Below are 13,216 nucleotides of genomic sequence, written 5' to 3' on the forward strand. Positions count from 1 at the left end.
CAACAGATGAATTCGGGAACGCTGATCGACAACGATCAGGTAAACAGAAGGGTTTTGCAGCATAGCGGTCTTGTCAGAACGACAAGACCGCTATTTCACGTCTGGCCCGAAGGACTCAGAACAGCTTGCGGCCTTTGTTGGCAGCAATACGCATGCGCAGCGCGTTGAGCTTGATGAAACCCGCCGCGTCGGCCTGGTTGTAGGCACCGCCGTCTTCTTCGAAGGTCGCGATGTTGGCGTCGAACAGCGAATCGTCGGACTTGCGGCCGGTCACGATCACGTTGCCCTTGTACAGCTTCAGGCGCACGACACCATTCACATTGACCTGGGAGGCGTCGATCATCTGTTGCAGCATCAGACGCTCCGGGCTCCACCAGTAACCGGTGTAGATCAGGCTGGCGTATTTCGGCATCAGCTCGTCTTTCAAGTGAGCGACTTCGCGGTCCAGGGTGATCGACTCGATGGCGCGGTGAGCGCGCAGCATGATGGTGCCGCCCGGGGTTTCGTAGCAGCCACGGGACTTCATGCCGACATAACGGTTCTCGACGATGTCGAGACGGCCGATACCGTGGGCTCCACCGATCTTGTTCAGCGTCGCCAGCACGGTGGCCGGGGTCATTTCGACGCCGTCCAGCGCGACGATGTCGCCATTGCGGTAGGTCAGTTCCAGGTACTGCGGAGTGTCAGGAGCGTTCTCCGGGGAGACGGTCCAGCGCCACATGTCTTCTTCGTGCTCGGTCCAGGTGTCTTCCAGCACGCCGCCTTCATAGGAGATGTGCAGCAGGTTGGCGTCCATCGAGTACGGGGATTTTTTCTTGCCGTGACGCTCGATCGGGATCGCATGCTTCTCGGCATAGTCCATCAGCTTCTCACGGGACAGCAGGTCCCACTCGCGCCAAGGGGCAATCACTTTTACGCCTGGCTTGAGCGCGTAGGCACCCAGTTCGAAACGTACCTGGTCGTTGCCCTTGCCGGTCGCGCCGTGGGAAATGGCGTCGGCACCGGTTTCGTTGGCGATTTCGATCAGACGCTTGGCGATCAGCGGACGCGCGATGGAAGTACCCAGCAGGTACTCGCCTTCGTAAACGGTGTTGGCACGGAACATCGGGAACACGAAATCACGCACGAATTCTTCGCGCAGGTCGTCGATGTAGATTTCTTTGACGCCCATGGCCTGAGCCTTGGCGCGAGCCGGTTCGACCTCTTCGCCCTGACCCAGGTCAGCGGTGAAGGTCACGACTTCACAGTTATAAGTATCCTGCAGCCACTTGAGGATCACCGAAGTGTCCAGGCCGCCGGAATACGCCAGAACGACCTTGTTTACGTCCGCCATGCCATCACTCCACGGGGTTCTACGGAAAGCCGAGGAGTCTACCGCTCAAACGCGATAATTTACAGAGGCGCGACAGCTTAAGACGACAAAGCGACAGAATCTGTCGAGAGGGCGACGATGACCGGCAGGTCAGGACGTTGCCGCAGCGTTGGCCGGTGTGCTGGCCTGAGGCGCAGGAGCGGTGGTCGGCGCCACCCGCGCAAGGTGCACGTTGACCCGACGGTTCTTGGCCCGATTGGCGGCATTGGTGTTAGGCACCAACGGGTAACGTTCACCATGGAAGCGCACGGTGATCTGCGATTCCTGGATGCCGTTGGCCTTGAAGAAGTCGACCACCGCCAAGGCGCGCCGGCGCGACAGCTCGCGGTTGGTCAGGCGATTGCCGCTGTTGTCGGAGTGGCCGTCGAGCTCGATGTGGTTGACCGTCGGATCGGCCTTCATATATTCGAGCATGACTTGCAGCTTGGCCTTGGCGGCGGCGTCCAGTTCGATGCCTTCGCCGGGGAAACCGATCTGCGATTGTTTGACCTGCTCGAAATTCTGCGGGAGCAGTTTCGCCACGCAGGCCTGATAGTCGTTGAACGCCTTGCTGAACTTGACCGGCAACAGACGCACTTCCGACACACGGCCATCGCCCGATGCATGGCGCACCACGGGGCTGCGTCCGTCCATCAGGCCGCTGATCAACTGTCCGGCCTGCGCCTGAGAACTGTTGAAGAGGATATTGCCACTGCCGATCCTGACCGTGCCCAGATTGATATCGCCACGGCCCGGCTGCCAGGGCGCCGCTGCCGCCATCAAGGTCGCCGAACCGCCGCCGAGCATGGCGTTGTAGGCGTTCAGACGGAATGTCGCCTGCTCGCCGGCCTTGCGCACGAACTGGCCCGAGCCGAAATCGGTGATCGGCTGCGTCAGGCGGCATTCGAACTTGTCGCCCTCGACCGTCCACTCAATGTTCTCCAGACGGGTCTGGTAGGTCAGCGCCATCGCCGGAAGGCTGGCAAACACACTGAGCAAGGCTAAATAACGCTGGCGCACGGGAGGCTCCATTGGCTTCTACAACAAAAAGACCGATACATACATGTTTACGGCATACCTATGGGATATCGGACGCTCGTCGCAAAACTTGATAGCGAGTGCCTGCAAGAGTCTTTTCCGGTAGCATTCGCCTCAGTTTGACCCGCCTGGAATCCCCTCATGTCCGACCGCCTGACCCTGCTGCGTCCCGACGACTGGCACATTCATCTTCGCGATGGTGCCGTGTTGACCAATACCGTTGCAGATGTTGCGCGCACCTTTGGTCGCGCGATCATCATGCCTAACCTGGTACCTCCGGTGCGCAACGCCGCTGAAGCCGACGGCTATCGCCAGCGGATTCTCGCTGCCCGCCCGGCCGGCAGTCGTTTCGAGCCGTTGATGGTGCTGTACCTCACCGACCGTACCCAGCCCGAAGAAATTCGAGAAGCCAAGGCCAGCGGTTTTGTCCACGCGGCCAAGTTGTACCCGGCCGGCGCCACCACCAACTCCGATTCCGGGGTCACCAGCATCGACAAGATCTTCCCGGCGCTGGAAGCCATGGCCGAAGTCGGCATGCCGCTGTTGATCCACGGTGAAGTCACCCGTGGCGACGTCGACGTGTTCGACCGCGAGAAAATTTTCATCGACGAGCACATGCGCCGCGTAGTCGAGCGTTTCCCGACGCTCAAGGTCGTGTTCGAACACATCACCACCGGCGACGCCGTGCAGTTCGTCAACGAAGCTTCGGCCAACGTCGGCGCGACGATCACCGCGCATCACCTGCTCTACAACCGCAACCACATGCTGGTGGGCGGAATCCGGCCGCACTTCTATTGCCTGCCGATCCTCAAGCGCAATACCCACCAGGAAGCCCTGCTCGACGCCGCCACCAGCGGCAGCGCGAAGTTCTTCCTCGGCACCGACTCGGCGCCGCACGCCCAGCACGCCAAGGAAGCCGCCTGCGGCTGTGCCGGCTGCTACACCGCGTACGCCGCCATCGAGTTGTATGCCGAAGCCTTTGAACAGCGTAATGCGCTGGACAAGCTCGAAGCCTTCGCCAGCCTCAACGGCCCGCGTTTCTACGGCCTGCCGGCGAACACCGATCGCATCACCCTGGTCCGTGAAGAATGGACCGCCCCAACCAGCCTGCCATTCGGCGAGCTGACCGTTATCCCGCTGCGCGCCGGTGAAAAACTGCGCTGGCGCCTGCTGGAGGAACACGCGTGAGTGAAGACCATTTCGACGACGAACTGGACGGTCAAGGTGGCGGCGGTTCCCGTCATCCGATGGCAGCACGCTTTCGCGGCTACCTGCCGGTTGTCGTCGACGTAGAGACCGGTGGTTTCAACTCGGCCACCGACGCGTTGCTGGAGATTGCCGCGACCACCATCGCCATGGATGAAAAGGGTTTCGTCTACCCGGATCACACCTACTTCTTCCGTGTCGAGCCGTTCGAGGGCGCCAACATCGAAGCGGCCGCGCTGGAGTTCACCGGGATCAAGCTCGATCACCCGTTGCGCATGGCAGTCAGCGAAGAGACGGCCCTGACCGATATCTTCCGTGGCGTGCGCAAGGCCTTGAAGGCCAACGGTTGCAAGCGGGCGATCCTGGTCGGCCACAACAGCAGCTTCGACCTGGGCTTCCTCAACGCTGCCGTTGCGCGGCTGGACATGAAGCGCAACCCGTTCCACCCGTTCTCCAGCTTCGACACCGCGACCCTCGCCGGTCTGGCTTACGGTCAGACCGTGCTGGCCAAGGCCTGTCAGGCAGCCGACATCGATTTCGATGGCCGTGAAGCGCACTCCGCGCGTTACGACACCGAAAAGACGGCCGAGCTGTTCTGCGGCATCGTCAACCGCTGGAAACAGATGGGCGGCTGGGAAGACTTCGACGACTGATGGTCGCCGGATTAAATCCCGCGCATGAAAAAACCGGCTCAAGAGCCGGTTTTTTTGTACCTCGACGTTGCGCCTTACAGGGCAGCAGCGTTCTCGGTCAGGTAAGCCGCAACGCCTTCTGGCGAAGCGTTCATGCCTTTGTCGCCTTTTTTCCAGTTGGCAGGGCAGACTTCGCCGTGCTCTTCGTGGAATTGCAGAGCGTCGACCAGACGGATCAGCTCTTCCATGTTACGGCCCAGCGGCAGGTCGTTGATGATCTGCGAGCGGACAACGCCTTTGTCGTCGATCAGGAACGCGCCACGGAAAGCCACGCCGCCTTCGGATTCAACGTCATAGGCCTTGGCGATGTCGTGCTTCATGTCGGCAGCCATGGTGTATTTCACCTGGCCGATGCCGCCATTGTTGACCGGGGTGTTGCGCCAGGCGTTGTGGGTGAAGTGCGAGTCGATCGAAACAGCGATCACTTCTACGTTGCGTGCCTTGAAGTCGGCCATGCGGTTGTCCAGAGCGATCAGCTCGGACGGGCAGACGAAGGTGAAGTCCAGCGGGTAGAAGAACACCAGGCCGTATTTGCCTTTGATGGCCGAGGACAGGGTGAAGCTGTCAACGATCTCGCCATTGCCGAGTACGGCCGGGACGGTGAAGTCAGGGGCTTGTTTGCCTACGAGTACGCTCATTGATATCTCCTGGTGTAGAAACTTGAAGTTCAGGGTTCGCGCCAGCCTGCCACCCTCAGGCGACAGCCCTGTGACACGAACCCCCTTCGCAAGGGCCGACCATCATACACTGCGTTTTTCGACTGTCCTTAACGGTTTTTCGCGAAATCCCGGCTGGCATTCAGCCATGCACCACCGTTCGTCAGCCACAACCGTTCACGATGAAAACCCTTGGGAAAGCACTTTGACAATCATTCTCGTTAACATTAAGATCCATCGCAATTGAGCCACAACCAGCGACGGTTCTCACTTATGTATGTTTGCCTCTGCACTGGCGTCACCGACGGACAGATCCGCGAAGCGATCTATGAAGGTTGCTGCAGCTATAAAGAAGTCCGTCAGGCCACCGGCGTAGCCAGCCAATGCGGCAAATGTGCCTGCCTTGCGAAGGAAGTGGTACGCGAAACCCTGACCAAGCTGCAAACCGCCCAGGCCGCGATCCCCTACCCTGTAGAATTTACTGCCGCGTAATTGCACCCATTTCAAAGAACCGGACTTATGTCCGGTTTTTTTATGCCCGCAAATCAATTGCTTAGCGACTAGACGCGGAACACAAACATTCTTATTCCGATTAATTTTCATATATTATTCAATAACTTAGGTTTGACACTTATAAATACCAAGCTCAAACTCCGCCTTATATACCGCTACTTAGGGCAGGACTCCCATCATGAAAGGCGACGTAACAGTCATCCAGCATCTCAACAAGATCCTTGCCAATGAGCTGGTCGCGATCAATCAGTACTTCCTGCATGCGCGCATGTATGAAGATTGGGGCCTGAACAAGCTCGGCAAGCACGAGTACAAAGAATCCATCGACGAGATGAAGCACGCGGACAAGCTGATCAAGCGCATCCTGTTCCTCGAAGGCCTGCCGAACGTGCAGGACCTGGGCAAGCTGCACATCGGCGAGCACACCAAGGAAATGCTGGAGTGCGATCTGCGTATCGAGAAGACCGGCCATGCCGATCTGAAGACCGCCATCGCTCATTGCGAATCCGTGGGCGACTTCGGCAGCCGTGAACTGCTCGAAGACATTCTCGAATCCGAAGAAGAACACATCGACTGGCTGGAAACCCAACTGGGCCTGATCGATAAAGTCGGTCTTGAGAACTATCTGCAATCGCAGATGGGCGAAGACGAGTAATCAGCGAACGCTGAACTCGAGACACTAAAAAGCCCCGCCCTCTTTCGAGAGGCGGGGCTTTTTATTGTCCGGACTTCGGACTGGCCGAAATCCGGGCAGAAACCAGTCAGGCTTCGGACTTGGCCGCAGCAGCCTTGGCGGTTGCGTCTTTGACCAGAGTCTGCAGCTCACCGTTGGCGAACATTTCAGCCATGATGTCGCTGCCGCCGACCAGCTCACCGCCGACCCACAGTTGTGGGAAAGTCGGCCAGTTGGCGTACTTCGGCAGGTTGGCACGGATTTCCGGGTTCTGCAGGATGTCGACGTAGGCGAACTTCTCGCCACAGCCCATCACAGCCTGCGCAGCTTTCGCGGAGAAGCCACACTGCGGGGCATTCGGCGAGCCTTTCATGTAAAGCAGAATGGTGTTGTTGGCAATCTGCTCTTTAATCGTTTCGATGATATCCATGGAGCACCTCGGCTGAACTTTCCGACTCATGGGTCGGCACGGTGGCGCATTGTAACGGAATCCCGAGCGCCCTGCTCGGTCTCCCCGACAGACATGCTCAAGCCGCCGCCACGGTCACCGGCACGCCGTTGAGCGCTGCATTGCCCGAGAGCTCGTCAAGCTGACATTCATCGGTCAGGTCGTTGGCACTGGAGCCCGGTTGGCCGCTGGCAATCGCCATCTGCACGCCCGGGCGCGCATGGCCCCAACCGTGCGGCAGGCTGACCACACCCGGCATCATGTCCGTACTGCCCAGCACTTCAACCTCGATCTGTCCGACCCGTGAGCTCACGCGCACAAGCTGGCCATCGCTGAGCCCGCGACTGGCGAGATCCTCCGGGTTCATCAGCAACTGATGGCGCGGCTTGCCCTTCACCAGTCGATGATAGTTGTGCATCCACGAGTTGTTGCTGCGCACATGGCGACGGCCGATCATCAACAGCTCATCGGCAGCCGGCGCCTGCAATGCGGAAAAGCGCGCAAGGTCGGCAAGAATTTCCGGCGGTGCCGCCTGGACTCGTTGACTGGCGGTCTTCAATCGCGGTGTCAGATTGGGTTTCAGCGCCCCCAGATCCACGCCGTGCGGATGATCGAACAACGTCGCCAGCGACAACTTGTGTTCGGATGCATCGCCATACAGGCCCATGCGCAGGCCCATGTCGATCATCTTCGCTGGCGGTATCGTCGGCTTCAGTTCCTTGTCGGTCTTCGCAGCAAAGGCCTTGGCCAGGCCGACGAAGATCTCCCAGTCATGCAGCGCGCCCTCGGGTTTGGCGAGGATCGCCCGGTTGAAGCGGGTGACGTTGCGCACCGCGAACAGGTTGAACGTGGTGTCGTAGTGATCATTCTCCAGCGCCGAGGTGGACGGCAGGATCAGGTCGGCATAACGGGTGGTTTCGTTGATATACAGGTCCACGCTGACCATGAACTCCAACCCGTCCAGCGCCTGCTCCAGTTGCCGGCCGTTGGGTGTGGACAGCACCGGATTGCCCGCCACGGTGATCAGCGCACGAATCTGGCCCTCGCCTTCCGTGAGCATTTCTTCGGCCAGCGCCGAGACCGGCAACTCGCCGCCGTACTCGGGACGGCCCGAGACACGGCTCTGCCATTTGTTGAAGTGCCCGCCGGAGGTGGACGCCACCAGATCCACTGCCGGCTCTGTGCACAGCGCACCGCCAACGCGGTCGAGGTTGCCGGTCACCAGATTGATCAATTGCACGACCCAATGGCACAGCGTGCCGAAGGCCTGGGTGGAAACGCCCATCCGGCCGTAGCAGACGGCGCTTGGCGCCGCGGCGAAGTCCCGGGCCAGTTGGCGGATCTGTCCGGCGGGAACGGCGCACAGCGGGCTCATGGCCTCGGCCGTGAACGCCGCCACCGCTGCGCGCACGTCATCCAGACCGTCCACCGGCAGATGGCTGTCCGTTGTCAGGCCCTCGCTGAACAGGGTGTTAAGCACACCAAACAGCAAAGCCGCATCGCCACCCGGGCGCACAAACAAATGCTGATCAGCCATAGCCGCCGTCTCGCTACGCCGCGGATCGACCACCACCACTTTGCCACCCCGGGCCTGGATGGCCTTCAGGCGCTTTTCCACGTCCGGCACGGTCATGATGCTGCCGTTGGAGGCCAGTGGGTTGCCGCCCAGGATCAGCATGAAATCGGTGTGATCGATGTCCGGGATCGGCAGCAGCAAACCGTGGCCGTACATCAAGTAGCTGGTCAGGTGATGGGGCAACTGGTCGACCGAGGTCGCCGAATAGCGATTGCGGGTTTTCAGCAGGCCCAGAAAGTAATTGCTGTGGGTCATCAGCCCATAGTTGTGCACACTCGGATTGCCCTGATACACGGCAACCGAGTTCTGCCCATGACGCGCCTGAATCGTCGACAGCTTTTCAGCCACCAGCTCAAAAGCCTCTTCCCACCCGATCGGCAACCATTCGCTGCCGACCCGGCGCATGGGTTGGCGCAGGCGATCCGGATCGTTCTGGATATCTTGCAGCGCCACAGCCTTGGGGCAGATATGCCCGCGACTGAAGGTATCCAGTGCGTCACCCTTGATCGAGGTGATCTGCACCTGACCGTCGGTTTCAGTAGTTTCAATGCTCAAGCCGCAGATGGCTTCGCACAGGTGGCAGGCACGGTGGTGGAGAGTCTTGGTCATGGCCAGTCTCTGTCTTGTTCTGGGCAGGTAATAACGCCTGCGGGAACAAAACTATGGCGCTTGGCCGGGCGCGGCGCCAGCGACGTTCGTCTTGTGAATCGACGACCATCAGGCGAGCCGATAGCCCGACGCAATCAACTGGAGGGTAACTGGGGCGGCGCTGCCAGCTGGATTTCCTGGATGGTTTCGATCTGCTCGTGGGCGACGTGAACGCCAGTGAGTTCGCCGATCAGTCGCCAGTGCTCGTCGAGCCCGGTGCTGATGGTGGCCATGCGATCGATCATGTGGCGGCCGGCCGTCTTGACCACTTCGTCTTCACTGCGCAGCAGTTCGAAGGACAATGAGGTGACCGAAGCGGTCAGATGAGTCAGTGAGCGAGCCGTGTGGCCCAACAATTCCATTAACAGTTTTTCTTTCGATTCCATGCGGAGGCTTCCTGCGTCGCTCGTGAGTTATTTATAACCCAGCACTTTGCTTTAGCAAATGTTTCAGGTCTGACATCCGACCAGCGAATCCATGGCTGGCCGGTCGCAAACCGACCAGGCCTGCTCCATCCCCGCCCTGCCTGATTGCCAAGCCCAGCGGCGCCAGTGTACAAAGGTCTGGAATCCGGCTCCAAACCAGCGCTTCGTGTGACCTCGTCATCCCCGCACAATCCGCAAAAATCGTAGCCTATTGGAAAAACGCGACATTTAGTGTCAATATCGCGCCTCCCCCTATTTCGTCGCCCCGTGCGGCTTACGCCGCAGGTCTCGCCCGTTGTTCCGATAAACAAGGCTTTGAGCATCTGCGGTTTGTAGCAAAAAGGTAGTCAATGATGAGCGCAAGGCACTTTCTCTCCCTGATGGATTGCACGCCCGAAGAGCTGGTCAGCGTGATCCGTCGAGGCGTTGAGCTCAAGGACCTGCGTAACCGCGGCGTACTGTTCGAGCCTCTGAAAAACCGCGTCCTGGGGATGATCTTCGAGAAATCCTCGACCCGCACCCGGATCTCCTTCGAGGCCGGCATGATCCAGCTCGGTGGCCAGGCGATCTTCCTTTCGCCCCGCGACACCCAACTGGGCCGTGGCGAGCCCATCGGCGACTGCGCCATCGTCATGTCGAGCATGCTCGACGCGGTGATGATCCGTACCTTTGCCCACAGCACCCTGACCGAATTTGCCGCCAACTCCCGCGTGCCGGTGATCAACGGCCTGTCCGATGACCTGCACCCGTGCCAGTTGCTGGCCGACATGCAGACGTTCCTCGAACACCGTGGCTCGATCCAGGGCAAGACCGTGGCCTGGATCGGTGACGGCAACAACATGTGCAACAGCTATATAGAAGCGGCGATCCAGTTCGACTTCCAGTTGCGCGTCGCCTGCCCTGAAGGCTATGAGCCAAACCCTGAATTCCTGGCCAAGGCCGGTGATCGCGTGACCATCGTCCGCGATCCGAAGGACGCCGTGCGCGGCGCGCACCTGGTGAGCACCGACGTCTGGACCTCCATGGGCCAGGAAGAGGAAACCGCCAAGCGCCTCAAGCTGTTCGCGCCGTTCCAGGTCACCCGCGCCCTGCTCGACCTGGCCGCCGAGGACGTGCTGTTCCTGCACTGCCTGCCCGCCCACCGCGGCGAAGAAATCAGCCTCGACCTGCTTGATGACCCGCGCTCCGTCGCCTGGGATCAGGCAGAAAACCGTCTCCACGCACAGAAGGCCCTGCTCGAGTTCCTCGTCGAACCGGCATATCACCACGCATGAGCCATGAATTACTGCTGAACCTGCGCAACCTCGCTTGCGGCTATCAAGATCAACGAGTGGTGCAGAACCTCAATCTGCACCTCAACGCCGGCGACATCGGTTGCCTGCTCGGCTCTTCGGGCTGCGGCAAGACCACCACCCTGCGCGCCATTGCCGGTTTCGAACCGGTGCACGAAGGGGAAATCCAGCTGGGCGGTGAAGTGATCTCCAGCGCCGGTTTCACCCTCGCCCCGGAGAAACGCCGGATCGGCATGGTGTTCCAGGACTACGCGCTGTTCCCGCACCTGAGTGTTGCGGACAACATCGCCTTCGGCATTCGCAAGCACCCGAACAAAGAGCGCGTCACCGAAGAGCTGCTGGAACTGGTCAACCTGAAGAACCTCGGCAAACGCTTCCCGCACGAGCTGTCCGGCGGCCAGCAGCAACGTGTCGCCCTCGCCCGCGCCCTGGCGCCTGAGCCGCAACTGCTGCTGCTCGACGAACCGTTCTCGAACCTCGACGGCGAGCTGCGACGCAAGCTCAGCCATGAAGTGCGCGACATCCTCAAGGCCCGTGGCACCAGTGCGATTCTGGTGACTCACGACCAGGAAGAAGCCTTCGCCGTCAGCGATCACGTCGGCGTGTTCAAGGAAGGCCGGCTGGAGCAGTGGGACACGCCCTACAACCTCTATCACGAACCGGCGACGCCGTTTGTTGCCAGCTTCATTGGCCAGGGTTACTTCATTCGCGGCCAGCTCGGCAGCCCGGAATCGGTGCACACCGAACTCGGTGAACTGCGCGGCAATCGCGCCTACACCTGGCCTATCGGCGGTGCGGTGGATGTGTTGCTGCGTCCGGATGACATTGTTTATGCACCGGACAGCGGGTTGAAAGCACGGATCGTCGGCAAGACCTTCCTCGGCGCCTCGACCCTGTATCGCCTGCAACTGCCGACCGGCGCACAGCTGGAATCGATCTTCCCGAGCCACGCTGATCACCAGGTCGGTGCGGATGTCGGAATTCGTGTGGCGGCAGAACACCTGGTGCTGTTCCAGGCCTCTGGCAGCACAGCCGCGCAGATCCCGGCCGTGGAAAACGGTGTTCGCCGCTACAGCACCGCAAACTGATCTGCACATAAACAAAGAGGGAGCCTGATGGCTCCCTCATTTGTTTTGGCTTCAACCCAGCAGCAACGTGCCGCTGGCCACCAGCGTCGCATTTCCGCCGATCTTCACCCGCTCGCCTTCCAGCCGACAGAACAACTCCCCGCCTCGCGCCGAGCGCTGGCACGCGGTCAGGCTCGATTTGCCCAAGCGTTTGGACCAGTACGGAATCAGGCTGCAATGGGTCGAGCCGGTCACCGGGTCTTCATTGATGCCGATGGCCGGAGCGAAGTAGCGCGAGACGAAATCATGCTGATTGCCCCGGGCCGTGACGATGGCGCCGAGCCAAGGCAGTTTGGCCAGGGCGACCATGTCCGGCGTGCAATCGAGCACCGCCTGCTCCGATTCCAGCACCACGAACAGCTCATTGGAACTCAGAACATCCACTGCCTGGACATTCAGCGCTCGCTCGATCTCCACGGTGACGCCTTTTTCCACCGCCTGAATGGCCGGAAAATCCAGCCACAACCGGCCACCTTCGCGGCTGACACTCAACGGCCCGGACTTGCAGGTGAAGTCCAGACGCTCGGCGCTTTCCTTATAGATCTCGAACAACACGTAAGCACTGGCCAGCGTGGCGTGACCGCACAACGGCACCTCGGTGGTCGGCGTAAACCAGCGGATATGCCAGGCCTGCCCTTCGCGAACCAAAAACGCGGTTTCCGCCAGGTTGTGCTCGGCGGCGATCTTCTGCATCAAGTCGTCCGCGAGCCAGGCGTCGAGCCGATAGACCATCGCCGGGTTGCCACTGAACGGCCGATCACTGAACGCGTCGACCTGATGAAACTCGAGCTGCATAACCTTCTCCCTGTGTCAGTCGAATGAGCATGCAGCGCAGGAGTAATCAGCGCCAGTGACAGAACCGGCCAATTTTCTTCATACAGAACTCAGGGGCGACCAATGTCGGCGAACTTCGCCTGGGTGTGCTCAGCCAGAACGGCGGGCGCGAGCTCGACTTCCAGTCCGCGGCGCCCGGCACTGACATAAATGGTCGCAAAAGCCTGGGCGGAATTATCAATAAAGGTGCGCAGTCGCTTTTTCTGTCCCAGCGGACTGATGCCGCCCAACAGGTAACCGGTGGAACGCTGCGCAGCAGCCGGGTCGGCCATCTCCACTTTTTTCACGCCGGCGGCATGGGCCAGCCCTTTGAGGTCGAGGCTTCCGACGACCGGCACCACCGCCACCAGCAATTCACCTTTTTCGCTGGCCGCCAGCAGCGTCTTGAACACCTGCGCCGGCGCCAGCCCCAGTTTTTCCGCGGCCTCCAGCCCGTAGGACGCGGCCTTGGGGTCATGTTCGTAACTGTGCACGCGATGTTCGGCACGAACTTTTTTCAACAAGTCCAACGCAGGGGTCATGGCAGCTCCGGGCTCGGCAGTGGCAAAAAATCCTGCGCCGGATTCTAGGCCATCGCCATACAAAAGGCTCTACCACGCGCCACGTTTCCCGCGGCTTGCAGGCTGATAACAGGATCGTCAGGCCAGTGACCCGCAGGATCATTCACACGACTGATAGTTTATTTGTGACTGACGGTTCACTTTCGACCTTTGACAGCTTTGTTTCTTGTCTATATT

Annotated in this window: 14 protein-coding genes; 6 read left to right on the forward strand and 8 right to left on the reverse strand. The window is 60.1% G+C overall.

The features are described 5' to 3' along the window. Positions 1 to 115: 115 nt before the first annotated feature. The gene (locus tag AC07VV_RS22210) at positions 116 to 1,333 is read right to left on the reverse strand and encodes an argininosuccinate synthase (protein WP_003227714.1); all 1,218 of its coding nucleotides are present in this window, start codon (positions 1,331 to 1,333) and stop codon (positions 116 to 118) included. Positions 1,334 to 1,462: 129 nt separating this feature from the next. Continuing rightward, the gene (locus AC07VV_RS22215) at positions 1,463 to 2,371 is read right to left on the reverse strand and encodes a flagellar protein MotY (RefSeq protein WP_096818459.1); all 909 of its coding nucleotides are present in this window, start codon (positions 2,369 to 2,371) and stop codon (positions 1,463 to 1,465) included. Between the two features lie 159 nt (positions 2,372 to 2,530). On the opposite strand from AC07VV_RS22215, the gene pyrC reads away from it, so the two are divergent. Both pyrC and rnt read left to right on the forward strand, forming a co-directional pair. Continuing rightward, positions 2,531 to 3,577: a dihydroorotase gene (gene pyrC, locus AC07VV_RS22220; RefSeq protein ID WP_095190451.1), complete on the forward strand. Its 1,047-nt coding sequence runs from the start codon at positions 2,531 to 2,533 to the stop codon at positions 3,575 to 3,577. After that, positions 3,574 to 4,248: a ribonuclease T gene (gene rnt, locus AC07VV_RS22225; protein WP_085709496.1), complete on the forward strand. Its 675-nt coding sequence runs from the start codon at positions 3,574 to 3,576 to the stop codon at positions 4,246 to 4,248. The genes pyrC and rnt overlap by 4 nt, the downstream gene beginning before the upstream one ends. A 74-nt stretch (positions 4,249 to 4,322) precedes the next feature. On the opposite strand, the gene AC07VV_RS22230 is transcribed toward rnt, so the two are convergent. Continuing rightward, positions 4,323 to 4,925, reverse strand: a complete 603-nt coding sequence (locus AC07VV_RS22230) for a peroxiredoxin (RefSeq protein WP_003227723.1) — start codon at positions 4,923 to 4,925, stop codon at positions 4,323 to 4,325. 291 nt (positions 4,926 to 5,216) lie between these two features. Here AC07VV_RS22230 and AC07VV_RS22235 point away from each other — a divergent pair, with 291 nt between their 5' ends. Both AC07VV_RS22235 and bfr read left to right on the forward strand, forming a co-directional pair. Continuing rightward, positions 5,217 to 5,435 (forward strand): bacterioferritin-associated ferredoxin, encoded by a 219-nt coding sequence (locus tag AC07VV_RS22235; RefSeq protein ID WP_003227725.1) that lies wholly within the window; start codon positions 5,217 to 5,219, stop codon positions 5,433 to 5,435. A 199-nt stretch (positions 5,436 to 5,634) separates the two neighbouring features. Beyond that, positions 5,635 to 6,111, forward strand: coding sequence for a bacterioferritin (gene bfr, locus AC07VV_RS22240; protein ID WP_495037483.1), 477 nt, complete (start codon positions 5,635 to 5,637; stop codon positions 6,109 to 6,111). A 106-nt stretch (positions 6,112 to 6,217) separates the two neighbouring features. Here the strand turns inward: bfr and grxD are convergent, their stop codons facing one another. From grxD to plzR, 3 genes are all read right to left on the reverse strand, one after another. Beyond that, the gene (gene grxD, locus AC07VV_RS22245) at positions 6,218 to 6,559 is read right to left on the reverse strand and encodes a Grx4 family monothiol glutaredoxin (protein ID WP_495037484.1); all 342 of its coding nucleotides are present in this window, start codon (positions 6,557 to 6,559) and stop codon (positions 6,218 to 6,220) included. Positions 6,560 to 6,656: 97 nt separating this feature from the next. Beyond that, on the reverse strand, positions 6,657 to 8,762 hold the full coding sequence (locus AC07VV_RS22250; RefSeq protein ID WP_495037485.1) for a molybdopterin oxidoreductase family protein: 2,106 nt from the start codon (positions 8,760 to 8,762) through the stop codon (positions 6,657 to 6,659). 134 nt (positions 8,763 to 8,896) lie between these two features. Beyond that, positions 8,897 to 9,187, reverse strand: coding sequence for a PlzR type 4 pili assembly inhibitor (plzR, locus tag AC07VV_RS22255; RefSeq protein ID WP_085730176.1), 291 nt, complete (start codon positions 9,185 to 9,187; stop codon positions 8,897 to 8,899). 392 nt (positions 9,188 to 9,579) lie between these two features. On the opposite strand from plzR, the gene argF reads away from it, so the two are divergent. Both argF and AC07VV_RS22265 read left to right on the forward strand, forming a co-directional pair. Beyond that, positions 9,580 to 10,500: an ornithine carbamoyltransferase gene (argF, locus tag AC07VV_RS22260; RefSeq protein WP_096818463.1), complete on the forward strand. Its 921-nt coding sequence runs from the start codon at positions 9,580 to 9,582 to the stop codon at positions 10,498 to 10,500. Beyond that, positions 10,497 to 11,606 (forward strand): ABC transporter ATP-binding protein, encoded by a 1,110-nt coding sequence (locus tag AC07VV_RS22265; RefSeq protein WP_495037486.1) that lies wholly within the window; start codon positions 10,497 to 10,499, stop codon positions 11,604 to 11,606. The genes argF and AC07VV_RS22265 overlap by 4 nt, the downstream gene beginning before the upstream one ends. Before the next feature lie 51 nt (positions 11,607 to 11,657). On the opposite strand, the gene AC07VV_RS22270 is transcribed toward AC07VV_RS22265, so the two are convergent. Both AC07VV_RS22270 and ybaK read right to left on the reverse strand, forming a co-directional pair. Next, positions 11,658 to 12,440: a PhzF family phenazine biosynthesis protein gene (locus AC07VV_RS22270; protein WP_495037487.1), complete on the reverse strand. Its 783-nt coding sequence runs from the start codon at positions 12,438 to 12,440 to the stop codon at positions 11,658 to 11,660. A gap of 89 nt (positions 12,441 to 12,529) precedes the next feature. Then, positions 12,530 to 13,000, reverse strand: a complete 471-nt coding sequence (gene ybaK / locus AC07VV_RS22275; protein WP_495037488.1) for a Cys-tRNA(Pro) deacylase — start codon at positions 12,998 to 13,000, stop codon at positions 12,530 to 12,532. Positions 13,001 to 13,216: the final 216 nt, after the last annotated feature.

This window comes from Pseudomonas sp. GW821-FHT02C04 (assembly GCF_059421845.1).

Excerpts from the sequence above, each read along its gene's own strand:
- plzR (WP_085730176.1), bottom strand. The coding sequence starts at position 9,187 with ATGGAATCGAAAGAAAAACTGTTAATGGAATTGTTGGGCCACACGGCT.
- AC07VV_RS22210 (WP_003227714.1), bottom strand. The coding sequence starts at position 1,333 with ATGGCGGACGTAAACAAGGTCGTTCTGGCGTATTCCGGCGGCCTGGAC.
- AC07VV_RS22230 (WP_003227723.1), bottom strand. The coding sequence starts at position 4,925 with ATGAGCGTACTCGTAGGCAAACAAGCCCCTGACTTCACCGTCCCGGCC.
- bfr (WP_495037483.1), top strand. The coding sequence starts at position 5,635 with ATGAAAGGCGACGTAACAGTCATCCAGCATCTCAACAAGATCCTTGCC.
- argF (WP_096818463.1), top strand. The coding sequence starts at position 9,580 with ATGAGCGCAAGGCACTTTCTCTCCCTGATGGATTGCACGCCCGAAGAG.
- AC07VV_RS22235 (WP_003227725.1), top strand. The coding sequence starts at position 5,217 with ATGTATGTTTGCCTCTGCACTGGCGTCACCGACGGACAGATCCGCGAA.
- AC07VV_RS22250 (WP_495037485.1), bottom strand. The coding sequence starts at position 8,762 with ATGACCAAGACTCTCCACCACCGTGCCTGCCACCTGTGCGAAGCCATC.
- AC07VV_RS22265 (WP_495037486.1), top strand. The coding sequence starts at position 10,497 with ATGAGCCATGAATTACTGCTGAACCTGCGCAACCTCGCTTGCGGCTAT.
- ybaK (WP_495037488.1), bottom strand. The coding sequence starts at position 13,000 with ATGACCCCTGCGTTGGACTTGTTGAAAAAAGTTCGTGCCGAACATCGC.
- grxD (WP_495037484.1), bottom strand. The coding sequence starts at position 6,559 with ATGGATATCATCGAAACGATTAAAGAGCAGATTGCCAACAACACCATT.
- AC07VV_RS22270 (WP_495037487.1), bottom strand. The coding sequence starts at position 12,440 with ATGCAGCTCGAGTTTCATCAGGTCGACGCGTTCAGTGATCGGCCGTTC.
- pyrC (WP_095190451.1), top strand. The coding sequence starts at position 2,531 with ATGTCCGACCGCCTGACCCTGCTGCGTCCCGACGACTGGCACATTCAT.